The following is a 23847-nucleotide window of genomic DNA, read 5'->3' as shown; positions in this document are numbered from 1 at the left end:
GGCGACTTCGGCCGGCCGTGATGCGAGGAATCACTGCGTCCTTCACCACCGCCAAGAGTCCTTCACCGCACGCTCAGATCGCTGGGCCGCGCACCCGGCGCGGGCTAGCGATCCCGTGCCACGGGCGCGCAGCGCCCGGCCCGCGTCGCGGGCGAAGTCCGCTCCACCTGCCGGCGTGGGCGGGTGCGGGCCAGCGAGGGCTTGTCAGCTGGTCGTGAGGTTCGCGGTCAGCAGGCGGAGCAGGTCCTTCGCGGCGGTGTGCTGTTCGGGGGTCAAGCCCATGGCCTCGGCGATGGCCAGGGGGACGGTGTTGGCCTTGTCCCGGAGCGCGGTGCCCTCTTCGGTGAGGTGGATGGCGACGGAACGTTCGTCGTCGACGCGTCGTTCGCGGCGGATGAGGCCGTTTGCCTCCAGCCGTTTGAGCAGTGGGGACAGGGTGCTGGACTCCAGTTGCAGCGCGGTGCCCAGCTCACGGACGGAGACCTGGTCGCGTTCCCACAGTACGAGCATGACCAGGTACTGGGGATAGGTCAGACCGAGCACGTCCAGCAGGGGCCGGTAGCGGGCGATGACCGCACGGGAGGCGGCGTAGAGGGCGAAGCAGAGCTGGTCCTGGAGCAGGAGTGAACTCGATAACCCTGAGGTGCGTGCTGCGGTTGTCATGCCGTCTTCCCGTCTACTGCCTTGTGCTGACGCTCACCATCATATCGAGTCCGATTAAGTTGTGCACGACTAAGTCTCGCGCTACTGTTCTGGGAGTCGGCACCACCGCAGACCCCGTGAGGAGCCCGTCATGTCCGAGAACGTCACCCCGGTGCTGGAACCCGCCGCCGCCGAGTTCGCGCAAGCCACCGCGAACCCGCCGTACCTGTTCGACCTCGGCCCGGTCGACGGTCGCAAGACCGTGGACGAGGTGCAGTCCGGTGAGATCGAAAAGCCCGAGGTCGCCGAGGAGTGGGTGACCGTCCAGGGTGGGCCGACCGGTTCGGTCCGCGCGCGGATCGTGCGCCCGGTCGACGCCGACGGGACGCTGCCGGTGATCATCTACATCCACGGCGCCGGCTGGGTGTTCGGCAACGCCCACACCCATGACCGTCTCGTGCGTGAGCTGGCCGTCGGCGCCCGGGCCGCGGTCGTGTTCCCCGAGTACGACCTGTCGCCCGAGGCCCGCTTCCCGGTCGCGATCGAGCAGAACTACGCGGTGGCCCGCTGGGTCGTCACCGAAGGCGCGGCGAACAACCTGGACGCCACCCGGATCGCCGTGGCAGGTGACTCCGTTGGCGGCAACATGTCCGCCGCGCTGACCCTGATGGCCAAGGAACGCGGCGACGTGCCGCTGGTGGCGCAGGTGCTGTTCTACCCGGTCACCGACGCGAGCTTCGACACCGGCTCCTACCACCAGTTCGCGGAGGGCTACTTCCTGCGTCGCGACGCCATGCAGTGGTTCTGGGACCAGTACACCACCGACGAGACCCAGCGCGCCGAGATCACCGCCTCACCGCTGCGCGCCACCACAGGACAACTCGCCGACCTGCCCCCGGCACTGGTCATCACCGCCGAGGCCGACGTCCTGCGCGACGAGGGCGAGGCCTACGCCAACAAGCTGCGCGCCGCAGGCGTCCCCGTCACCGCCGTGCGCTACCAGGGCATCATCCACGACTTCGTGATGCTCAACGCCCTGCGCGGCACCCACGCCGCCGAGGGTGCCATCAACCAGGCCATCGCCAGCCTGCGCGCTTCCCTTGGCACCGCATAGAAATCCACAGTGGAGGGTCAGCTGACGGCGGCGGCCGCCTGGAGCAGCCGGGCCTTCAGCCCGGCGGATATCGGGACGCCGCCACTGCCTTGGAGCATCGGCTGGCCGTCGGTGGCGGCGGCGGTCAGGAACGCCCTGATCGCCGCCGCGGTCGGCGGGTCGTATCCCTTCGAGCAGACGATGTAGTAGGTGACCATCAGGACCGGGTAGGTGTCCGGTGGCGGGGCGGCGTAGACCTGTTCCATGTTCAGCACCAGGTCGTTGCCCGGGCCGATGATCTTGTCGGCGGGGATCGCGTTGGCCGTCGACTTCATCGACACCGCCACCGGGCCGTGGCCGCTGTCGACACGGGCGGTCGCGATGCCGTGGTCGAACGCCTCCCGCCACGTGCTGTAGCCGATCGCGCCCGACCGCACCCCGATCTCGTCCTTCATGCTGCTGTGCTCGACGTCCGTGCCGATCCCGCCGGTGTACGTCTCACCGGTGTCCGTGGTCCACGCGCCGTTCGAGGACACCCTGAGCCAGGACTGGAAGGGCGCGTTGTCCTCGCTCTTGTCGCGGTAGAACACCTCGATGGCCTGGTCGGGCAGGTTCGCCGAGCGGTTCAACGCCTTGATCGCCGGGTCGTTCCAGTTCGTGATGGTGCCGTTGAAGATCTTGGCCGTGACCTCGCCGTTGAGGGTGAGGTCGTCGACGCCGTCCAGTCGGTACATGATGACGATCGGGCGGAACACCATCGGCAGCTGCCATGGCGCGTTGCCCTGGCAGCGCGCGGTCACCGGACCGACTTCCTCGGCGCTGAGCGGGCCGTTCGTCCCGGCGAAGTCGAGGTCCCCGGCGGCGAAGAACTCGGTCCAGGGACCGGGGAACGTGCCGTCGAACGACACGTTCACGCCGGGACAGCGTTTGCCGTAGGCCTCGGCGTACACGCCGATGATGTTGTACTCGATGCCGGGCCCGCTGGTCTCGAGGTGCTGCTTCACTCCCTCGCACTGGATCGGTACCTCCGGCGTGGAGGAGGTCGTGGTCGTCGGCCCGCTGCCCGCGCCCTCGCTCGCGCCGGGGGAGTCCGGTCCCCATGGGTTCCACACCACGAACGCCGCGATGAGCGCGACGACCAGCAGGATCCCGCCGGCCGCCAGCGCGCCGCGGGTGGACCGGACGCGGCGTCGGACGGGCCCTGCGGGGTGGACGATCGCGGTGCCGTCCGGTACGGACCACGCCTGCGGCAACGCGGCGGCGCACAGCCGGATCACCTCGTCCGGCGTCGGCCGCCGCCGCGGATCCTTTTCCAGGCAACGGGACACGATGCCGCGCAACGGTTCCGGGCAGCCGGTCAGGTCGGGCGGTCGTTCCATGATCCGGTACGGCACACCCGCGTCCGCGCCGCCGCCGTAGGCCAGCCGCCCGGTGGCCGCGTAGTTGGCGAGCACGCCGAGTGCGAAGACGTCCCCCGCCGGGCTGACCGGCTCACCACGCAGGTACTCCGGCGCCATGTATGCGGGCGTGCCGACGAGCACGCCGGTCGCCGTGACCGAGGTGACGTCCACGGCCCTGGCGATGCCGAAGTCGATCACCTTCGGTCCGTCCGGAGACAGGATCACGTTGGCGGGCTTGAGATCGCGGTGCACCACGCCCGCGGCGTGGATCGACCGAAGCGCCTCGGCCACCTCCGCGACCAGGAACAGCACCGCCGCCTGCCGCTGCGGACCGTCGCGCTCCACCGCGTGCGCGAGCGACGGGCCGGGAATGTAGGAGGTGGCCAACCACGGCTGCTCGGCCCGCGGATCGGCGTCCAGGACCGGGACCGTGTACTGGCCCTGCACCCGACGCGCGGTGTCCACCTCCTGCTCGAACCGGCGCCGGAAGGCGAGGTCGCCGGCATACTCCGGCCGTACGACCTTGACCGCGACGAAGGCGCCGTCACCGGTGCGGCGGCACAGGTACACCCGGCCCATCCCACCGTCGCCAAGCACGCCGTGTACCTGGTAGTCGCCTATCTCAGTGGGATCGTCGGCCCCGAGCGGTCTCGCGGTGGGCTGGTCGTCCTCGTTCCGCACCGGCATATGGTGCCAGACCAGCGAACTCGCGCACTGGTCAGGTGACCGTGACCGGGTGGTGGACCACGGCGCCGAACAGGTAGCCCTGGGTGTTGTAGGACGCGATGTCGGGCTGGACGGCGCCGGTGCGGTCGGTGGCGCGGGCGCGCAGGGTGTAGGAGCCGGGATCCGTTGGGCGCCATGGCACTGTCCAGCGAAGCCAGCCGCGGCCCTGCCCGTGTGGGGTCGCGCACCGCCAGGAACGCCCGCCGTCCGTGCTGACCTCGACCTTGCGAACACCGCCGGTGCCCGACCACGACCGCCCGGTCAGGTGGTGGGTGCGGCCGGCGGCGAGAGTGCTGTTCCACGGCAACTCGAAGGCGCTCTTGGTGTTCTGCTTGCTGACCAGCTCGCCCTCTGGCGGGTAGTCCGGCCCGACGAACCGGTAGAACTGGGTGTTCCACGGTGACACGAGCGGCGAGTCGGACACCTCGATCCGGCCGAGCCATTTGATCGACGCGATGCCGATCCAGTCCGGCACCACCAGCCGGGCCGGGAAACCGTGGTCGGGCGGCAGCGGTTCGCCGTTCATCTCGTAGGCGATCAGGACATCCTCGAGCGCCTTGCGAACGGGCAGCGGTCGGCGGACCGGTCCGAGGTTGACCCCACCGGCGACGAAGTCGGGATCAAGGCCTTGCGGCAACACGTCGACCGCGGAGGCACGCAATCCGGCACGTTCGAGCACAGTGGCCAGTCGCACGCCGCGCCAGCGCGCGACACCGACGGCGCCGAGCCGCCACGGCGTGCCCGACACGGTCTGGTTCTGTTGTGTGGTGTAGAAACTCCGGCCGTTGCCGGCACACTCGATACGTGCGGTGACCGTTTCGGCTGGGAGGTACAGCAGGTCCTGATAGCTGAACTCGACCGGGTTGTCGGCCGTGGGGGCGCCACGTAGGCCGGTGCCGAACAGTTGTAGTCGCCAGGTGTCGGCCGACAGCAACGGTGTCCGCGTGTGGTTACGCACGAAGAACCGATCGATCGGCACCAGGTTTCCGGTGCCGGCCAAGGCTCCCCAGCGCGTCTCGGCGTTCGTGCCGTGCACGTCGAACGTCTCCGCTGGCAGGGGTTTCACGATGGGACCCGTGTCCGCGGCCGCCGTGGACGTCCACAGTGGAGCTACGGTCGCCGTGAGACCGGTCAGCCGCAGGAACGTCCGCCTGTCCCACATCCGTGCCCGGTCGTAGGTGGCTTCGTCGGTGAGGTCCATCAGCGTGTCCCCTCTCGCCGCTTCCGCGCCTCATCATGCCGACACCGGTTACGGTTGGCGCGGCTTCTCATTTCGTGAGAAGGGGCTTCACACGGGAGAGTGACGTGTGGGTGCGAACTCCAGTGCTGTTCGCTCGTCTGACACCTGGCCTGAGCCGCGCAGCATGAGCCCGCATTCCCCGGCCTGGCTCGTCAACTCGTCGACGGTCCGTTCCCTGCCGCCGAAACACATCAACATGAACAGGTCCATCGCGGTGCTGGTTCCCCGGTCCCGAATCGCCTCGATCACCACCACGGTGCCGTTCGGGGCGGCGGCTTCGCGGCAGCCGGACAGGATCTCGCGGACGTGGTCGTCGTCCCAGTTGTGCAGGATGTCGGACAGGACGTAGGCGTCGGCGCCCGTCGGCAGGGGGTGGAAGAAGCTGCCGGGAATGGTGCCGGCCCGATCGTCGAGTCCGGCTGCCGTGAACCTCTCGGCGGCGGCGGTGGTCGCGGGAGACAGGTCCAGGACTCGTCCCCGCACGGTGGGATGGGCTTGCAGGATCGCTTCGAGCAGGGTGCCCTCGCCCCCGCCGACGTCGAGGATGTCGGGAAACCGGCTCCAGTCGAAGCGTTCCGCGATCTGCGGCGCCTGCACCTGGTATCGCCAGTTCATCTGGGTGTCGAACGAGCGCCGCAGTTCTGGATTGGCGTCGAGGTCCGTCCAGAAATCACGCCCGTAGCGCCGCACGTATCCGGGAGCGCCGGTGGTGACGGTTTCGAGCAGTTCGACGAAGGCGAGGTCGGCGCGTCCGCCGGCGCAGTTGATGTCGAGCAGCGGCTTGATTCCCAGTGGCGCGTCCTCGCGCATCTGGGCGCCGAGGTTCGTGGGTCGATAGCGTCCGTCGCCGAGGTCGAAGACGCCGACCGAGACCAGGTGATCGAGCAGGCTTCGGAGTGCCGGCGCGGAGGTTCCGGTTTCGGCGGCCAGTTGTTCTGCGGTCGCGCCCGCGTTCCCGGCACGCTCCACCAGGTTGAGCGTCGCCGCTACTCGGATGGACATCGGGGTGACCAGATCGGCCATTGCGTAGATCGACTGTCGTGCCTTTGATTCGTCCACCGATACTTTCTACCGGTGAAAGACGGGCGCCGGCGTGCTTCGATGGGGTGGATCTGGCGCGGCGCGCCCGGGGTTTCGGTGGTGTCGGACCTAGCGTGGCCGGTATGGGCAATCGTTACGTGTCGGCCGCTTACCGGGAGCTGGGCGCGATCCTGCGCCAGGCGCGGGAGAAGGCGGGTCTCACTGCTACGGAACTCGCACACATGCTGGACTGGTCGCCGGCCATGATCTCGCGGATGGAACACGGCCGGCGCACCTCGACCACGACGGACGTCATCCAGTACGTGGTCATGTGCGGCTTGCGACTGCCCGAGATCCAGCCGATCGTCGAGTTCACCCGGCAGGCCGAACACAAGCATGGCTATTACCTGTCGGACGAGCGGATAGACGGCTCACTCCAGTCGCTGATCTTCCACGAGTCCTCGGCCAAGCACTCGATCATCTACGAACCACAGGTGATCCACGGGTTGTTGCAGACACCCAACTATGCCCGAGCACTCATCACCGCCGTGAACGCCGACTTCACCGAAGACTGGGTGGAAGGTTCAGTTCGAACCCGAATGGAGCGGCGGCGAATTCTGAATCTATCGGATCATGCGCGGTTCACCTTTTACATCCACGAGAACGCCCTGCGGCTACGAGTCGGGTCCGAGAGGATCATGCACGAGCAGCTACTGCATCTCCTGCTCACCGCAGGCCTTGACCACATCACAGTGCGGATCTTGCCGAGCGCCGGCGGAGAGCGGTCCGCCTTCGGCGCAGCGTTCCACTTGATGGAGTTTCACGCAGATCGCCCAATCGTGTACCTCGAAAACCTCCGCGATGGTGGCTTGGTTCTCGAAGATCCCGAATTCGTGCGAAGTTACCAAAAAATGGCGCCCATGCTCGCTGCCGCGGCCATGAGTGAGGGACAATCTCGGAAGCTCACGGCTGATCTGGCCGATCAGTACGACCGAGGGAGTCAACGGGGTGTCGCAGACCATCTGGAGGAAGAGCAGCTACAGCGGCGGATCGGGAACGAGTTGCGTGGAGGTGGCATGGCGGAAGAGCAGTCACAGCGGCGGCGCGGGTTCGAGTTGCGTGGAGGTGGCGTGGTCGAGCCGCCAACCCCCATCTACGAGGCTTGACGCGGTGCTGGTCCGCGACTCCAAGGACCCCGCCGGCCCGGTGCTCACGGTCCCCACCACCGCGTGGAGTCAGTTTCTGTCAACTGGGGAGTGAAGCGATCCACGTCGTATTCGACCCGAGCATCGGACCCAGCGACGGACTCGGTTCTGCTCAGTCGAGGCAGAACTCGTTGCCTTCGGGGTCGGCCATGATGATGTGACCGGCTCCGAGCGGGGGAGCGGGCTCGAAGCGCTGGAGCCGGGTGGCGCCATGGCCGACGAGCCGTTCCGCCTCCGCTTCCAGGGCCGCCATCCGCTCGTCCCCCGTGAGCCCTGGCGCGGCTCGCACATCGAGGTGCACGCGGTTCTTGGCCTGCTTGCCCTCCGGCACCCGCTGGAAGAACAGCCGCGGCCCGTTGCCCTCGGGGTCGAGCACCGCGGACGCGTCGTTGCGCCTCTCGGGCGGCACACCGAACGCGTCGAGTGCCTGGTCCCACGACTCGAAGCCCTTGGGCGGGTCCTGCAACCGGTAGCCGAGCACGTCGGCCCAGAACGCGGCCAGTGCGGCCGGGTCGGCGCAGTCGAAGGTGATCTGAACGTCGCGTGCCATGTCAGTGTGCCTTCCGGGTGTGCAGATAGAGGTCGCGAAGCACGCAGACCTCGGACAGATGATGGATCAGCTCACGGTTGATGTGCAGCACGAGCGCGGCCAGCGGGTAGTCGGCGTAGGGTCCTTCGGCCTCTCCGCACGGGCGGGCGAGGCCGGTCTCGCCGAGTGACTCGACCCCGGCCAGCCAGGTGGCGTACTCCGTGTCGAGCTGCGCCAGTGCCTCGGCGGCGGTCGACGCGTACTCGAACGACTCGTAGTCGAGTGCCGCGCGGCCGAAGTGGGCCGCGTTGCGCATCGCGAGCACGCCGACGATCACGTGCCCGAGTCGCCAGGCGATCGTCGTGAACGGCGCCGGGTCGGGCTGCGGGAACGCGAAGTCGATGGTCATCGCGCCGGACCCGGCCCGTACCGGTGCGTCGCCCGTGCCGCGCGGGCGCACGCTCCAGCAGCCGGGCACTGGCTCCCAGAAGTACTCGTCGTCGGTGAGCCCGTCGAGACGATCACGCAGCTGGTGGGTCCAGTGCCAGGAGGTCTGCTCGCGGAGCAGAGGGTTCCAGGTCAGGTTGGTCATGGCGTCAGCCTCGCACGAATAGCGGACAGGATCGGTCCGTGATCTGTGAAACGATGATCGCGTGACTGTCGAGGCGACGACCGAACGGGTGCTGCGGCTGCTGGCGCTGCTGCAGCGCCGGCCGTCCTGGACCGCCGCCGAACTGGCCGCCGAGCTGCGCGTCACCGACCGTTCGGTGCGCCGCGACGTTGAACGGCTGCGCACGCTCGGCTACCCGGTCCACGCGACGGCGGGCGTCGGCGGCGGTTACCAGCTCGGCGCGGGAACCCAGCTGCCGCCGCTGCTCCTCGACGACGAGGAGGCGATCGCGACGGCGGTTTCGCTGCGGCTGGCGACCGGGGGCACGGTCGCGGGGGCGGGCGAGGCGGCACTGCGGGCGCTCGCGAAACTCGACCAGGTGATGCCGCCCCGTCTGCGTGGCGAGGTGCGGGCGGTGCACGGCGCCACCGAGACGCTGGTCGGCCCGGGCGTCGAGATCGACGCGGAACTACTGGTGACGCTGGCCCGAGCCTGCCGCGACGCCGTGCGGGTGCGGTTCCGGTATGCCGCGCGGGACCGCGGCGAGCACGAGCGCACGGTGGAGCCGGTGCGGATGGTCGCCACCGGCCGCCGCTGGTACCTGATGGCCTGGGACGTCGACCGTGCCGACTGGCGCACGTTCCGGCTGGACCGAATGCACGACGTGGTGGCGACGACCTGGCGCTTCCGGGCACGGGAACATCCGGATCCGGTCGCCTACGTGCAGCGCTCGGTGGCCGAAGCGCCGTACCGGCATCTCGCCCGGGTACGACTGCGTGCCCGGCCCGAACAGGTGCGGGACCTGGTGCCACCGCAGGTGGGCCGCGTCGAGGACGACCGCGACGGGTGGTGCGTCCTCGTCGCGGGCGGGGAGAACCTGGACTGGCTCGCCGTGCACGTGGCCCGCCTGGGCTTCGAGGCCGAGATCCTGGAGCCGCCGGAGCTACGCGAGGCCGCCACCCAACTGGCCAGCCGCCTCACCGCGATGGCCGAGCCGCGACACGGGTGACCATGCCGCGGCTCGGTTTGCTCACACGGCGAGGCTCTTCCAGAACGCCGTGTTGTGTTCGGCGCCGAACTCGGTCGACACCGCCGAGCACGCGGCCGGTGAGGCGCCCGTCGCGGGTGAGGTGTCGCATGCGGACAGTGACATGATCGCGTCGGTGCTCGTGCGATCCCTCGGCCACTGTGGGGCGCGGGCGCCGTTCGGGTCGCCGGCCGCGCGAACCGGCCCCAGTAGCGGATCATCTGGTTCGACAATCCGTCAGGATTGTCGGTGTGTCCACCGGGGGCGTGGTCGACGTCAGCGACTGTCCGTTATCGACTGTCGTGAATGGACGGCGCAACGTTTGTGCTTGGGGCGTAACACCTCCTTCGTTACCGCCGACCCTGTGCTGACGACGGCTTGATGGAGGGGATCGCGATGCGACGGTGGCGACTGGCCGCGGTTCTGTTGGTGACGGTGTCGGCCGCATCCGCCTGTGGTTCGGCCGACGACGTCGCCCGAGCGTGGATGTCCGGTACCGATGACATTCTCCGTGTCAGCAAGGTGCAGACGTCGATCCCCAGAGTGCCCAAGCTGCCGGGCTCCCTGCGGGGACAACTTGATGATCATCTCCAGGCCATGCCAGCGCCGGCCAATGTCAGTCCCAGCGTCCGGGTGGCGCTCGAACGCTCGGCCCAGCAGGCTCGCGACCTGCGCATCGTCTATGCCTACGCGGACGATGTGTGGGCCCGCGTGCTGGCGATGGACGAGGCGGCGCCCTCGATCGTGGTCAGGTCCGCGCGAACCGAGTTGAAAGCGGATGCCATCGACCTGTTGGCGGAGGCGGGCCGGGAGATCGGCAGGGAGACGGTGTGCGGCCTGGCATGGGAGCTCATGACGCCGGACGAGCACGCCCTCGCGGAGCAGAGTGGGTACGGCATCGGTGGCACGGCCGCCGAGCTCGTGGGACTGACCACGGATTCGCTGGTGGCGGCGATCGCAGGCCTGTTGAGGTCGCGGTATCTCACGGTGTTCGTTGATCCCGAGGTCGTCGACTGGTTGCTGTACGCCAATGATCTCTACGAGAAAGCGGCGGCGGTCACGGCCGACGGTGACGAGACGCTGGTGGTCTTCGGAAGCCCCGCCAGTCGGGCTCTGGTCCAGTACGCCCGGCTCTGCCTCGCGCCGCCGAGGTAGCGGCCGGCCGCGCGCTGTGACCCCTGACGCGATCAGCTCTCCACCAACGCGATCTTGATGGGATCTATACGCGTTTCGGTGGGATCTATACGCCGCGGCGCCGTTTCCGGCGAGGTGCGGAACTTACGCTGCGGACGTGTTCTCACCTGCCACCGTGGTGAAGCGGCTCGTCGTCGGTCGTCCATTTCGGAGTGACCGGCTGGGGCACACGTTGCTGCCGAAGAGGATCGCGTTGCCGATCTTCGCCAGTGATCCACTGTCGTCGGTCACGTACGCGACGCAGGAGATCCTGCTGATCCTCACCCTGGGTGGGCTGGCGTTCCTGAGCCTGGCGCCCTGGGTCGGCCTCGCGGTCGTGGTGCTGCTGGCCGTGGTGGTGCTGTCCTATCGGCAGGTGGTGCAGGCCTACCCGAGCGGGGGCGGCTCGTACGAGGTCGCCTCGCGGAACCTTGGTCGGTCGGCGGGGCTCGTCGTGGCGGCGGCGTTGTTGGTGGACTACATCCTGACCGTGGCGGTGTCGGTGGCCGCCGGGGTGGACAACATCATCTCGGCAATACCCGAGCTGAACCCGCACCGGGTGCTGATCAACCTCGCGTTCGTGGCGTTCCTGACCGCGATGAACCTGCGTGGGGTGCGCGAGTCCGGGCGGGCGTTCGCCGTCCCGACCTACGCGTTCGTCGTCGGGACGCTGGTCATGATCGTGGTCGGGCTGGGTCGCGCGGTCTTCGGTGATGCGCCGGTGGCGGAGAGCGCGGGCTGGGCGGTGCATGCCGAGCATTCCGGTTTGTCCGGTCTGGCCGTGATCTTCCTGGTGCTGCGGGCGTTCTCCTCCGGGTGCACGGCGTTGACGGGTGCGGAGGCGATCTCGAACGGCGTGCCGGCGTTCCGTAAACCCAAGGGCCGCAACGCCGCCGCCACGATGACCGCCATGGGTGTGCTGTCCATCCTGATGTTCGCCGGCATCACCGCGCTCGCGCTCATCGCGAACGTCCACTACACCGAGAACACCTGCGCCCTGCAGGGGTTCCCCGGCAACTGCGAGACCGACGCGCAACGCACGGTCATCGCCCAGATCGCCGCTGCCGTGTTCGGCGGCGACAACACCGTGGCGTTCTACTTCATGCAGGCCGCCGCCGCGCTGATCCTGGTCCTGGCCGCGAACACCGCCTACAACGGCTTCCCCCTGCTTGGCTCGATCCTGGCCCAGGACCGCTACCTGCCCCGCCAACTGCACACCCGCGGCGACCGGCTGACGTTCTCCAACGGCATCGTGTTGCTCGCGGCCGTGGCCGGCGGGCTGATCTACGCCTTCGACGGCTCGGCCACCCGGCTCATCCAGCTCTACATCATCGGCGTGTTCACTTCGTTCACACTGTGCCAGGCGGGCATGGTGCGGCACTGGAACCGCAAGCTCGCCAGTGCCGCGCCCGCGGAGCGCCGGCGGATCCGGTGGGGTCGCGCGATCAACGCGTTCGGCGCCTGCTTCACCGGGATCGTGCTCGTGGTCGTGCTGATCACCAAGTTCACCCACGGCGCCTACCTCGTCGTGATCGCCATCCCGGTCCTGTACGTGATGATGCGGGCCATCCGCCGCCACTACGACCGCGTCCGTACCGAGCTGGTCATCGACGACGAGACCGAAACACTGCCCAGCCGCGTGCATGCCCTGGTGCTCGTGTCCACTGTGCACAAACCGACCCTGCGTGCGCTCTCCTTCGCCCGTGCCACCCGTCCTGACACGCTCACCGCGCTCACCGTCAACATCGACGACGAGGAAACCCGGGCGCTGCGACGGGAGTGGGAGGCGCGGGACATCCCGGTGTCGCTGCGCGTGGTCGAGTCCCCGTACCGCGAGATCACCCGACCCGTGGTCGCCTACGTGAAGAACGTCCGCCGCGAGAGTCCCCGCGACGTGGTGTGCGTGTACATCCCGGAGTACGTGGTCGGTCGCTGGTGGGAGAACCTGCTGCACAATCAGAGCGCGCTGCGGCTCAAGGGCCGGTTGCTGTTCGTGCCGGGGGTGATGGTCACCAGTGTGCCCTGGCAGCTCGCCTCCTCCACCCGCCGTGCCCGGCCACGGGCCGAGCACGCACCCGGCGAGATCCGGCGTAACGCGACGCCGGCGAGGTAGGCGAGCACAACGACGACGCACAGCACCAGTGCGGCGTCGGCAGCCGCGGCGGAGAGTTGGAGATCGCCGCGCCGGCCCAGTACGAACCCGGCGTGCAGCGCCCAGCACACGGCCGCGGTCGCGAGCGCGGCGGGTAACGTGGTGACGACGGCGACCGTGGCGGTGGTCGCGGCCAGGGCGGTCAGGCTCCACAGTGGATGGTCCGTCGCGTGCGTGGTCACGGTCATGAGCGTGACGGCGACCGCCGCGACGAAGCCGAGAGGGTAGCCGGCCGAGCCGGGGAGAAGCGGCTCGTCGGCCCGTCGAGTTCTCCGCATCCTTCCAGTTGACTCCCGAACCACGTCCGCACGGAAGCACCTTGACGCCATCTTTACGCCCAGTGGTCCCGGCCCCACCGGGACGCGTGAGGATTTCATCAAGGAGTCCGGGCCTGGTGTCAAGGTTTCGTCAGGGTCGCTCGCCACAGGTGCTGGCCGGTACACACTTTTCTCGGTTGGCCGCCGTCGGGGCGGCCCAGCTGGAAGGGGCATGAGTAGATGGCCGACCTGGCCTTCGCCGTGCTGCTGATCGCCGGCTTCGTCGTGTTCGCGTTGACCTTGCGGGGGTTGGAGAAGCTATGAGCGGTATCGCGAACGTGGTTGGTGGCGTGCTCGCGCTGCTGCTGATCATCTACCTGTTCGTGGCTCTCACCCGGCCGGAGAAGTTCTGATGGCCGGCCTTCTCCAGATCGCCCTTCTCGTGCTGGCGTTGGCCGTCGTGTACAAGCCGTTGGGCGACTACATGGCCCGCGTGTTCACCAGCACGAAGCACCTGGCCGTCGAGCGCGTGATCTACCGGACGGTCCGGGTGAACCCGGACTCCGAGCAGAACTGGAAGGTCTACGCCGCGGGCGTGCTCGGGTTCTCGTTCGTGTCGATCGTGCTGCTGTACCTGGTTCAGCGGCTGCAACCGTTGCTGCCGTTCAGTTTCGGTCGGGGCGCGGTCGAGCCGGGCATGGCGTTCAACAACGCGATCAGCTTCGTCACCAACACGAACTGGCAGTCCTACGTCCCCGAAAAGGTCATGGGCCACTCGGTCCAGATGCTCGGGTTGACGGTGCAGAACTTCCTGTCCGCGGCGGTCGGTCTGGCCGTGGCGATCGCTTTGGTGCGCGGGTTCGTCCGGTCCAGGACCGATCGGCTCGGCAACTTCTGGGTCGACCTCGTCCGCGGCACCGTGCGGATCCTGCTACCGATGGCGTTCGTCTTCGCGATCGTGCTCATCGGCCTCGGTGTCGTGATGAGCTTGAAGTCCGGTGTGGACGTCACGAACCCGGACGGTTCGTCGAGCACGCTCGCGCTCGCGCCGGCCGCGTCCCAGGAGGCGATCAAGGAGCTGGGCACCAACGGCGGCGGCATCTTCAACGCCAACTCGGCCCATCCGTTCGAGAACCCGAACGACTGGACCAACCTGATCGAGATCTTCCTGCTGCTGGTCATCCCGGTGAGTCTCACGAGGACGTTCGGCGTCGTGGTCGGCAACCGCAAGCAGGGCTACTCGCTGCTGTCGGTGATGGCCGTGCTGTGGGGCGCCATGCTGGCCGTGATCTGGTGGGCGGAGGCGCACCCGAACGGCCCTGCCGCGTTGCTGGCCGGTGCGAACGTGGAGGGCAAGGAGGTCCGGTTCGGCATCGCCGGCTCGGCGTTGTTCGCGGACTCCACGACCGGCACGTCCACGGGCGCGGTGAACGCCATGCACGACAGCTTCTCTGGTCTCGGCGGCGGGGGAGCGATCCTGAACATGTTGTTCGGTGAGCTGTCGCCGGGCGGGGTCGGCACCGGGTTGTACAGCATCCTGGTGATGGCGATCATCGCGATGTTCCTTGCCGGGCTGATGGTCGGCCGGACGCCGGAGTACCTTGGCAAGAAGCTCGGCCGGCGTGAGGTGACCGCGTCGGCGATCGCGATCCTGGCGATGCCGACGGTGCTGCTGCTCGGCGCCGGTCTCGCGATCATGCTGCCCGGTACCCCGGGCTACCTGGCGAACTCCGGTTCGCACGGCTGGTCCGAGGTGTTCTACGCCTACGCGTCCGCGTCGAACAACAACGGCAGCGCGTTCGCCGGGATCACGGTCACCAGCCCGTGGTTCCAGTCCTCGCTGGGCATCTGCATGCTGTTCGGCCGAATGGTCCCGATCCTGGCGGTGCTGTGCCTGGCCGGATCGCTGGCGCGGCAGAGGAAGGTGCCCGAGACCGCCGGCACGCTGCCGACCACCGGCGCGCTGTTCCCGGCCATGCTCACCGGCACGGTCGTGCTGGTCGCCGCGTTGACGTTCATCCCAGCTCTCGCCCTCGGGCCTATCGCGGAGGCACTCGCATGACTGTTCCGCCTCTCCGGAATTCAATGTTTTGGTTGCGTTGGTGGATGGATGGTTCTGTTTGGTCACGTACTGGTGACTGGCTTGCGTCACGTTCCCCTGAGGTGCGGTTGCGTGCCGCGAGACTGACACGAGGGAAATCATGACTACTACCACCGAGAAACCGCGCACGCCGTTGGAGGCACAGCATCACCACGCGGAGGCGGCCGGCCGGCTCAGTGCCGGCGTGTTCAACCCGCGCCAGCTGGTCACGTCCTTTCCGGACGCGCTGCGCAAGCTGAACCCGAAACACCAGCTGCGCAACCCGGTCATGTTCGTGGTGTGGGTCGGGTCGGTGCTGACCACGGTGTTCGCGATCGCCGACCCGAGCGTGTTCGCCGTCGCCATCGCGTTGTGGCTGTGGTTCACCGTGCTGTTCGCGAACCTGGCCGAGGCGGTCGCCGAGGGCCGGGGCAAGGCGCAGGCGGAGACCTTGCGGCGCACCAAGAAGGAGACCGTCGCCCGCCGGCTCACCGCGCACGGCTCGGAAGAGAGCGTGCCGGGCGTCGAGCTGCGGGTCGGTGACCTCGTGGTCGTCGAGGCGGGCGAGGTCATTCCCGGGGACGGCGAGGTCGTCGAGGGCATCGCCACCGTGGACGAGTCGGCCATCACCGGTGAGTCCGCGCCGGTGATCCGCGAGTCCGGCGGCGACTTCTCCTCCGTCACCGGCGGCACCACCGTTCTGTCGGACCGGATCGTCGTGCGGATCACGACGAAGCCTGGCGAGTCCTTCGTGGACCGGATGATCGCGCTCGTCGAGGGCGCGGCACGGCAGAAGACACCGAACGAGATCGCACTGACGATCCTGCTGTCCACACTGACGATCATCTTCCTGCTCGCCGTGGTCTCGCTGCAGCCGGTCGCCGACTACTCCGGCAGCCAGCAGTCGGTGATCGTGCTGACGGCTCTGCTGGTGTGCCTGATTCCCACCACGATCGGCGCGTTGCTGTCCGCGATCGGCATCGCCGGCATGGACCGCCTCGTACAGCGCAACGTGCTCGCCACGTCCGGTCGGGCAGTCGAGGCCGCCGGGGACGTGTCCACGCTGCTGCTGGACAAGACCGGCACCATCACCTTCGGCAACCGGCAGGCCACCGAGCTGATCCCGGTCGCCGGCACGTCGATGGACCTCCTCATGCAGACGGCGCGGTTGGCCAGTGTCGCGGACACCACGCCGGAGGGCCGCAGCGTGCTTGCGCTGTGCGGCGGACCGGTCGAGGTGACCGATGCACACGAGTTCGTGCCGTTCACCGCGCAGACCAGGATGAGCGGCGTCGACATCGGCGACCGCCACATCCGCAAGGGCGCCGCGAGTGCCTTCCCCCGCACCGAGGAGACCCGCCGGATCGTCGACGAGATCAGTGCCGGCGGCGGCACTCCCTTGGTGGTGGCCGAGAACGACAAGGTGCTCGGCGTGATCCGGCTGGCCGACGTGGTCAAGCCCGCGATGAAGGAGCGGTTCGCCGAGCTGCGCCAGATGGGCATCCGAACGGTCATGATCACGGGCGACAACCCGTTGACGGCCAGGGCGATCGCCGAGGAGTCCGGTGTGGACGACTACCTCGCCGAGGCCAAGCCGGAAGACAAGATGGCGCTGATCCGCAAGGAACAGGAGGGCGGCCGTCTCGTCGCGATGACCGGTGACGGCACCAACGACGCGCCCGCGCTCGCGCAGTCGGACGTCGGCGTTGCGATGAACTCGGGGACCATGGCGGCCAAGGAGGCCGGCAACATGGTCGACCTCGACTCGGACCCGACCAAGCTGATCGAGATCGTCGAGATCGGCAAGCAGCTGCTGATCACCCGTGGGGCGCTCACCACGTTCAGCGTGGCGAACGACCTCGCGAAGTACTTCGCGATCCTGCCGGCCATGTTCGCGGGCATCTTCCCGCAGCTGGACAAGCTGAACATCATGCACCTGGCCACCCCGGAGTCGGCCATCCTGTCGGCGGTGATCTTCAACGCGCTGGTCATCATCGGGCTGATCCCGCTGGCACTGCGCGGGGTCCGGTACCGGCCGTCCACGGCGTCCTCGCTCCTGCGGCGCAACCTGCTCATCTACGGCGTCGGCGGGATCGTCACCCCGTTTGTCGGCATCTGGTTGATCGACCTGCTTGTCCGTCTCATTCCTGGAATCGGATAACCAATGAACACACTCGTCAGGCAGAGCCTCGCCGGCTTGCGGGTCCTGCTCGTGCTGACCGTGCTGACCGGCGTCCTGTACCCGCTCGGCGTGTGGGTCGTCAGCCGGGTTCCCGGTCTGCGGGCCAACGCCGAGGGCTCGGTGGTCGAGGTCGACGGGCACGCCGTCGGCTCCGACCTCATCGGTGTCGACCCGGTGGCGAAGGACCCGAACCACGACCCGTGGTTCCACACCCGACCCTCCGCGGTCACGGACCCGTCGACGTCCGGCGGCTCGAACAAGGGTGGTTTCGACGAGGACCTGGTCGCGGCCATCAAGGAGCGCAAGGTTGCCATCGCCGAACGTGAAGGCGTCGCGGAGTCGCAGATCCCGGCCGACGCCGTCACCGCGTCCGCGTCCGGCCTCGACCCGCAGATCAGCCCGGCCTACGCCGAGCTGCAGGTGCCCAGGGTCGCCCGTGAGAACGGACTGTCCGAAGAGGAGGTACGGGCGCTCGTCGCGCAGAACACCGACGGGCGCGGCCTTGGCTTCCTTGGCGAGCCGGGCGTCAACGTCCTGAAGCTCAACCTGGCCGTCCAGGCCACCAAAGGGTGACCTCGCCGGGCGCTCCGAGGAAGCGGGGCGAGCTGCGGATCTACCTCGGCGCCGCGCCGGGCGTCGGCAAGACCTACGCCATGCTCGGCGAGGCGCACCGGCGTGCCGAACGGGGCACCGACGTCGTGATCGGCCTCGTCGAAACCCACGGCCGGGAGAAGACAGCACGTCTGGTCGCGGGCCTCGAAGTCGTGCCGCGCAAGCGGATCACCCACCGTGGGCACGAGTTCGCCGAGATGGACCTCGACGCGCTGCTGGCCAGGCGACCCGAGGTCGCCGTCGTCGACGAGCTCGCCCACACCAACATCCCCGGCTCCCGCAACACCAAACGCTGGGCGGACATCGAGGAACTGCTCGACGCCGGCATCGACGTGCTGTCCACCGTGAACATCCAGCACCTGGAGAGCCTCAACGACGTCGTCGAGCGCATCACCGGCGCCCACCAGCACGAGACCGTGCCCGACGACATCGTGCGCCGCGCCGAGCAGCTGGAGATCGTCGACATCACCCCGGAAGCCCTGCGCAGACGGTTGGCGCACGGCAACGTCTACCCCGCGCACCGCGTCGACGCCGCGCTCGCCAACTACTTCCGCCCAGGCAACCTCACCGCGCTGCGGGAGCTGGCCCTGCTGTGGGTGGCCGACCAGGTCGACGTCGCGCTGCGGCGATACCGCTCGGAACAGGACATCACCGACACGTGGGAGGCCCGCGAACGTGTCGTCGTCGCGATCACCGGCGGCCCCGAGAGCGAGGCCCTGATCCGCCGCGCCACCAGGATCGCCACCCGCGCGGCCGCCGAGCTGATGGTGCTCACCGTGCTCCGCGGCGACGGCCTGGAAGGCATAGCGCCGCAGGGCATCGGGCGCCTACGCACACTCGCCGACGACGTCGGCGCCACCTTCCACACCGTCGTCGGCGACGACGTGCCCACCGCGTTGCTCGACTTCGCCCGCGGCGCCAACGCCACCCAGCTCGTGGTCGGCACGTCTCGCCGGACCCGCCTCGCCCGGCTGTTCGACGAGGGCATCGGCGCGGCGGTCGTGCAGGCGTCCGGTGCCATCGACGTGCACATGGTCACCCATGACGAGGCCAACCCCGGCTGGCGACGCCGGTTCGTGCCGTCCGCCGTGACGACCCCTCTGCGGGGATGGATGTTCGCGGCTCTCCTGCCCGCCGCGATGACCGTGCTGGGGATGGTGCTGCGGGACAGGCTCAGCCTGTCCACCGATGTGGTCGGCTACTTCCTGGTCACCGTGCTCGTCGGGCTGTTCGGTCTCGGCCCGGCCCTGCTCACCGCGTTCCTGAGCGCCGGGCTGCTCAACTACTTCTTCACCGAGCCGTACTACACGCTGCTCGTCGCCGATCCCGAGAACATCATCACGTTGGTGGCCATGGTGACCGTCGCGGTGATCGTGGCCGTCGTGGTCGGCCGGGCCGCGAGCCGCGCCGAGCAGGCCGCGCACGCGAGGACCGAGGCGGCGCTGCTCGCCTCCTACGCCCGCACCGTCCTCACCCACGACGACCCGCTGAACCGCCTGCTGGCGAAGGTGAGGGAGAACTTCAGCCTGACCTCGGTGGCGCTGCTGGAGAAACAGGACGGCGCGTGGCGGCAGATCGCATGCGCAGGCGGGGGCGGCTGCACGGAACCCGACGAGGCCGATGTGGACGTGCCGGTCACGCCCGACGTTCACCTCGCGCTGCGCGGCCGCACCCTGCCCGCCGCCGACCGCACGGTCCTGGAAGCGGCTGCCCGGCAGGCTCTGCTCGCCCTGCGTCAGCAACGCACGGCCGCCGAGGCCGTCGAGGCGCGGCGGCGGGCAGAGACCACCCAGCTGCGCACCGCGTTGCTCTCCGCCGTAGGCCACGACCTACGCACGCCCCTGACGTCCATCAAGGCCGCGATCGGCAGCCTCCGGTCGCCGGACCTCGCCCTGTCCACAGAGGACGAGCAGGAGCTGCTGGCCACAGTGGAGGAGTCCGCCGACCGGCTCACGGACCTGGTCGACAACCTGCTGGACTCCTCCCGCCTCGCCACCGGAGCCGTCGAACCCCAGCTGCGGCCCGTCACCTATGACGAGATCGTGGGCCGTGCGCTGGCCAACCTCGACACCCGGACCCGGCCGACCGCGACCGTCACGGTCGACGTGGCCGAGCACCTGCCCGCCGTGACCGCCGACGCCGGCCTGCTCGAACGCGTGGTCGCGAACGTCGTGGACAACGCCCTGCGGCACGGAGTCCTGGCCATCCCACGACAGGTGGACGTGGACGGCGATGGCGAGATCACACCTGACGAACCCGCCATCGCCATCCGTGCCAGCACCTACGCCGACCGCGTCGAACTTCGCGTCGTCGACCACGGCGCTGGCCTGCCCAAGCATGCCGCCGACTCGATCTTCACTCCTTTCCAGCGGCGCGGTGACCGGGACACGACCAACGGTCTCGGTCTCGGGCTGTCCGTCGCCAAGGGCTTCACCGAGGCGATGGGCGGCACCATCCGCGCCGAGGACACCCCGGGCGGCGGTCTCACCGTCGTGATCTCCTTCAGCACCGCCGTGAGCAGTACGAACCTCTATGAGGCCCCATGACACTCCTGCGTCGACCTCGCGGCTCGCAACCGGCACCTCAGGGGAACGTGATGCAAGCCAGCCACAAGTACGTGACCAAACAGCACCATCTGTCCCCCGCCGCGACCAACACATCGAATTCCGGGGAGGCGGAACAGTTCACCGTCGACCTGGCCGCCAAGAAGGTCCACCGCGACGGCACCGAGGTCCATCTCACCCCGACCGAATGGCGTCTGCTGGAGATCCTCGTCCGCAACCCCGGCAAATGCGTTGCGCGGAAACAACTTCTCCGCGAGGTGTGGGACCGGAGTACGAGGTCCACACCCACTACCTGCGTGTCTACTTCGCCCAGTTGCGACGTAAGCTCGAGCCAGAACCGGCTCGCCCCCGCTACCTCGTCACCGAAGCGGGCCTGGGCTACCGCTTCGAGAACAACCCGCTAGTCCCAGGAGACTTGTAGCTCGTGCACGCCGTAGAGGTTCGAGTCCGTGCGCATCGGCACCTCCGCCGGGTCGACGGCGAGGCGCAGCGTGGGGAACCGGGTGAACAGCGCGGGGAACGCGACCCGCATCTCCACCCTGGCGAGCTGCTGGCCCAGGCACTGGTGAATGCCGTAGCCCAGCGCGACGTGACCTGCCGCCCGCCGGGACAGGTCGAGCATGTCCGGGTTCGGGAAGCGCGCCGGGTCGCGGTTGGCCGCCTGCAACGAGATGGTGACCGACTCGCCGGCCCGCACCACCTCACCGCCCAACTCGACGTCGGCCAACGCCGTGCGGATTCCGGTGTGCGCGATCGTCAGGTACCGCAACAGTTCCTCGACGGCGTCGTCCACGGTGGACCATCCGTTGCGCAGGTCGGCGAGTTGGTCGGGGTTGGTCAGCAACGCGAACGTGCCGAGGGCGATCATGTTCGCGGTCGTGTCGAGCCCGGCGCCGAGTAGGAAGGAGCCGAGCCCGGACAGTTCGACATCGTCGAGATCGCTGGTCGTGAGATCGCTCAGCAGATCGTCGGTCGGCTCCTTCCTTTTGGCCAGCACGAGATCATGCAGGTACTCGTACAGCGCGGTCATCGCGGCGGCGCGGTCCTCCATCGACGCGCTGATCGAGGTCAGCAGTTGTGCCTGTCGTTGGAAGAACTCGTGGTCGGCGAAGGGCACGCCGAGCAGCTCGCAGATCACCAACGCCGGCACCGGCTGGGCGAACGCCGTGACCAGGTCGGCCGGTGAGCCCTGCGCGGCCATGTCGTCCAGCCGTTCCGCGCACACCTGCTCGACGCGTTCGGTGAGCAGACGCATCCGGCGGACGGTGAAGTGCCCGGCGAGCAGCTGGCGGAAACGGGTGTGTTCCGGTGCGTCCATCCCGGTCATGTCACCAGGCGGCGCGGATGGCATCTCGTCCGGGTAACCCGGGATCGGCATGTGCATGATCTCGTACCGTGCGCTGAACCGGTTGTCGGCGAGTATCGCGCGGACCACCTCGTGGCTCGTCGCGAGCCATCCGACGTGTCCGTCCGGATAGGTCATCCGCGTGAGCGGGCGTCGGCCACGCAGTTCGGCGAGTTCGCTCGGTGGGTCGAACGGACAGCCGGCCGGCCGGGTCGTCGGCAGCGCCGGGATCGGGTCGTTCATCGGGTGCGCTCCTTTGCGAACAGCGACTTGGACCACGCGTAGCCGAGCACCGTGAGCAACACGCACCAGCCGACCGTGAGCAGCGCGCTGTTGCCGATCGGGGTGCCGAGCAGCAGTCCTCGGATCGTTTCGATGACAGGGGTGAACGGTTGGTACTCGGCGAACCAGCGCAGCCAGGCCGGCAGTGAGTCGGTGGGTACGAAACCGCTGCCCATGAAGGGAAGCAGCGTGAAGATCATCGGTGTGTTGCTGGCCGTCTCGACGCTCTTCGCGGCCAGGCCCATCGCCACCGCCAGCCAGGTGAGTGCGATGGTCAGCAGCAACAGCACACCGGCGACCGCGAACCATTCGCCCACACCCGCCGTTGGCGAGAAACCGACGAGCAGCGCGACACCGATGACGACCGCCAGCCCGATCGCCGTCTGGATGACCGTGCCGATCACGTGTCCGGTGAGGACGGACGCCTTGCTGATCGCCATCGTGCGGAACCGGGCGATGATGCCCTCGGTCATGTCCATGGCGACGGAGATGGCGGTGCCGAGCACGGCGCTGGTGACGGTGATCAGCAGGATGGCCGGCGTGACGTAGCCGACGTACGCCGCGCGGCCGCCGACGCCGCTGACGGCCGCGCCGCCGAGCCCGTTGCCGAGGGTGCCGCCGAAGACGTAGACGAACAGCAGCAGCAACACGATCGGCTGCCCGACCAGCATGACCGTCAAGGACGGATACCGCTGCATGTGCCGCATGTTGCGGCGCAGCATGGTGGTCGAGTCGCGCATCGCGTAGGACAGGGTGGTCATCGGACCAGCTCCTTCTCCGGCTCGGTCCGGTGACCGGTGAGACTGAGGAACACGTCGTCGAGGTCGGGGGTGTGCACGGTGAGGTCGTCGACCGGGACGGCCTCGGCGGCCAGCCTGTTGAGCACGGTGTGCAGCTCCGTGACGGAGCCGTCGGTCGGCACCCGGAGTGTGAGCGCCTCGTCGTCCGGTGTGGACACCGGCAGGATGGTCGCCGCCCGCCGCAGTACCCCGGTGTCGACGAAACGCAGCCGCAGGTGCGCGCCGGGCACCCGGCGCTTCAGTTCGTCCGCCGTGCCCTGCGCGACGAGGCGGCCGCCGTCGAGCACCGCGATCCGGTCGGCGAGCTGGTCGGCCTCGTCCAGGTACTGCGTGGTGAGAAAGATCGTGACCCCGTTCGCTACCAGGTCGCGGATGATGTCCCACATAGTGCGCCGGCTACGCGGGTCGAGCCCGGTGGTCGGTTCGTCGAGGAAGATGACCTTCGGGTCGCCGACCAGGGTCATCGCCAGGTCGAGCTTGCGGCGCATGCCCCCGGAGTAGGTCGTCGGCGTCTTCTTCGCGGCCTCGACGAGGTCGAACCGGTCGAGCAACGTCGCGGCCCGCCGCCGCCCCACGCGGCGCGGCAGGTGGTGCAGGTCCGCCATGAGGAACAGGTTCTCCTCGCCGGTGAGCAGGTTGTCGACGGCGGAGAACTGGCCGGTGAGACCGATGGCGGTGCGGATCCCGTCCGGGTCGGTGGCCAGGTCGTGCCCGGCGACGGCCACTGTGCCGCCGTCCGGGGTGACCAAAGTGGACAGAATGTTGACGGCGGTGGTCTTGCCGGCGCCGTTGGGTCCGAGCAGCGAGAAGACGGTGCCCGGTGCGACGTCCAGGTCGATGCCGTCGAGCACCACCTTGTCGCCGTAGGACTTGCGCAGGCCCCTCGCCGAGATGGCCGGGAGGATCAT

21 protein-coding genes and 1 pseudogene are annotated in these 23847 nt (G+C 68.6%); 12 read left to right on the top strand and 10 right to left on the bottom strand.

Annotated features, from left to right (window positions below; genetic code table 11):
- Positions 1-204: 204 nt before the first annotated feature.
- Positions 205-663, bottom strand: a complete 459-nt coding sequence (locus tag VF106_RS36165; protein WP_330844450.1) for a MarR family winged helix-turn-helix transcriptional regulator — start codon at positions 661-663, stop codon at positions 205-207.
- A 130-nt stretch (positions 664-793) separates the two neighbouring features.
- Here VF106_RS36165 and VF106_RS36160 point away from each other — a divergent pair, with 130 nt between their 5' ends.
- Entirely contained in the window at positions 794-1756 is a 963-nt protein-coding gene (locus tag VF106_RS36160) for an alpha/beta hydrolase (RefSeq protein ID WP_330844449.1), read from the top strand.
- Between the two features lie 17 nt (positions 1757-1773).
- Here VF106_RS36160 and VF106_RS36155 read toward each other — a convergent pair whose 3' ends face one another.
- The 3 genes from VF106_RS36155 to VF106_RS36145 all read right to left on the bottom strand — a co-directional run bounded on the left by VF106_RS36155 (position 1774) and on the right by VF106_RS36145 (position 6160).
- Positions 1774-3816, bottom strand: coding sequence for a serine/threonine-protein kinase (locus VF106_RS36155; protein ID WP_330844448.1), 2043 nt, complete (start codon positions 3814-3816; stop codon positions 1774-1776).
- Between the two features lie 37 nt (positions 3817-3853).
- Positions 3854-5062 (bottom strand): sulfite oxidase, encoded by a 1209-nt coding sequence (locus VF106_RS36150; RefSeq protein WP_330844447.1) that lies wholly within the window; start codon positions 5060-5062, stop codon positions 3854-3856.
- An 87-nt stretch (positions 5063-5149) separates the two neighbouring features.
- On the bottom strand, positions 5150-6160 hold the full coding sequence (locus tag VF106_RS36145; RefSeq protein WP_330844446.1) for a methyltransferase: 1011 nt from the start codon (positions 6158-6160) through the stop codon (positions 5150-5152).
- 104 nt (positions 6161-6264) lie between these two features.
- Between VF106_RS36145 and VF106_RS36140 the strand changes: the two genes are divergently transcribed.
- Both VF106_RS36140 and VF106_RS50760 read left to right on the top strand, forming a co-directional pair.
- Positions 6265-7287 carry a helix-turn-helix domain-containing protein gene (locus tag VF106_RS36140; RefSeq protein ID WP_349257482.1) on the top strand — a complete coding sequence of 341 codons (1023 nt, stop codon included), beginning with the start codon at positions 6265-6267 and terminating at the stop codon, positions 7285-7287.
- Entirely contained in the window at positions 7241-7381 is a 141-nt protein-coding gene (locus VF106_RS50760; protein ID WP_349257481.1) for a DUF397 domain-containing protein, read from the top strand. The genes VF106_RS36140 and VF106_RS50760 overlap by 47 nt, the downstream gene beginning before the upstream one ends.
- Before the next feature lie 57 nt (positions 7382-7438).
- Here VF106_RS50760 and VF106_RS36130 read toward each other — a convergent pair whose 3' ends face one another.
- The gene (locus VF106_RS36130; RefSeq protein WP_330844444.1) at positions 7439-7876 is read right to left on the bottom strand and encodes a VOC family protein; all 438 of its coding nucleotides are present in this window, start codon (positions 7874-7876) and stop codon (positions 7439-7441) included.
- A gap of 1 nt (position 7877) precedes the next feature.
- Entirely contained in the window at positions 7878-8447 is a 570-nt protein-coding gene (locus VF106_RS36125; protein ID WP_330844443.1) for a DinB family protein, read from the bottom strand.
- Positions 8448-8508: 61 nt separating this feature from the next.
- Between VF106_RS36125 and VF106_RS36120 the strand changes: the two genes are divergently transcribed.
- Positions 8509-9474, top strand: a complete 966-nt coding sequence (locus VF106_RS36120; RefSeq protein WP_330844442.1) for a helix-turn-helix transcriptional regulator — start codon at positions 8509-8511, stop codon at positions 9472-9474.
- Positions 9475-9495: 21 nt separating this feature from the next.
- On the opposite strand, the gene VF106_RS36115 is transcribed toward VF106_RS36120, so the two are convergent.
- Positions 9496-9618 (bottom strand): hypothetical protein, encoded by a 123-nt coding sequence (locus tag VF106_RS36115; protein WP_330844441.1) that lies wholly within the window; start codon positions 9616-9618, stop codon positions 9496-9498.
- A 270-nt stretch (positions 9619-9888) separates the two neighbouring features.
- Between VF106_RS36115 and VF106_RS36110 the strand changes: the two genes are divergently transcribed.
- The 8 genes and pseudogenes from VF106_RS36110 to VF106_RS36075 all read left to right on the top strand — a co-directional run bounded on the left by VF106_RS36110 (position 9889) and on the right by VF106_RS36075 (position 20933).
- Complete coding sequence (locus VF106_RS36110) at positions 9889-10647, top strand: hypothetical protein (RefSeq protein ID WP_330844440.1); 759 nt, start codon at positions 9889-9891, stop codon at positions 10645-10647.
- Positions 10648-10783: 136 nt separating this feature from the next.
- Positions 10784-12778, top strand: coding sequence for an APC family permease (locus tag VF106_RS36105; protein WP_330844439.1), 1995 nt, complete (start codon positions 10784-10786; stop codon positions 12776-12778).
- 616 nt (positions 12779-13394) lie between these two features.
- Positions 13395-13487: a K(+)-transporting ATPase subunit F gene (gene kdpF / locus VF106_RS36100; RefSeq protein ID WP_330844438.1), complete on the top strand. Its 93-nt coding sequence runs from the start codon at positions 13395-13397 to the stop codon at positions 13485-13487.
- Complete coding sequence (gene kdpA / locus VF106_RS36095) at positions 13487-15136, top strand: potassium-transporting ATPase subunit KdpA (protein WP_330844437.1); 1650 nt, start codon at positions 13487-13489, stop codon at positions 15134-15136. Before kdpF ends, kdpA begins: the two co-directional genes overlap by 1 nt.
- Before the next feature lie 139 nt (positions 15137-15275).
- Positions 15276-17315 carry a potassium-transporting ATPase subunit KdpB gene (gene kdpB, locus VF106_RS36090; protein WP_330844436.1) on the top strand — a complete coding sequence of 680 codons (2040 nt, stop codon included), beginning with the start codon at positions 15276-15278 and terminating at the stop codon, positions 17313-17315.
- Between the two features lie 3 nt (positions 17316-17318).
- Entirely contained in the window at positions 17319-17909 is a 591-nt protein-coding gene (kdpC, locus tag VF106_RS36085) for a K(+)-transporting ATPase subunit C (RefSeq protein ID WP_330844435.1), read from the top strand.
- Entirely contained in the window at positions 17906-20494 is a 2589-nt protein-coding gene (locus tag VF106_RS36080; RefSeq protein WP_330844434.1) for a DUF4118 domain-containing protein, read from the top strand. The genes kdpC and VF106_RS36080 overlap by 4 nt, the downstream gene beginning before the upstream one ends.
- Positions 20491-20933, top strand: a pseudogene (locus VF106_RS36075) (winged helix-turn-helix domain-containing protein). Before VF106_RS36080 ends, VF106_RS36075 begins: the two are co-directional and overlap by 4 nt.
- Here the strand turns inward: VF106_RS36075 and VF106_RS36070 are convergent.
- From VF106_RS36070 to VF106_RS36060, 3 genes are read right to left on the bottom strand one after another with little or no spacing between them, the layout of a single operon-like run.
- Positions 20913-22100, bottom strand: coding sequence for a cytochrome P450 (locus VF106_RS36070; RefSeq protein ID WP_330844433.1), 1188 nt, complete (start codon positions 22098-22100; stop codon positions 20913-20915). The pseudogene VF106_RS36075 and the gene VF106_RS36070 overlap by 21 nt on opposite strands.
- On the bottom strand, positions 22097-22900 hold the full coding sequence (locus VF106_RS36065) for an ABC transporter permease (protein ID WP_330844432.1): 804 nt from the start codon (positions 22898-22900) through the stop codon (positions 22097-22099). Before VF106_RS36065 ends, VF106_RS36070 begins: the two co-directional genes overlap by 4 nt.
- Complete coding sequence (locus VF106_RS36060; RefSeq protein ID WP_330844431.1) at positions 22897-23847, bottom strand: efflux ABC transporter ATPase subunit, DrrA-related; 951 nt, start codon at positions 23845-23847, stop codon at positions 22897-22899. Before VF106_RS36060 ends, VF106_RS36065 begins: the two co-directional genes overlap by 4 nt.

The organism is Actinophytocola sp. (assembly GCF_036378875.1).
Taxonomy (GTDB): domain Bacteria; phylum Actinomycetota; class Actinomycetes; order Mycobacteriales; family Pseudonocardiaceae; genus Actinophytocola.
The sequence above is the reverse complement of the archived record's forward strand: the minus strand, read 5'-3'. Positions and strand labels throughout refer to the sequence as shown.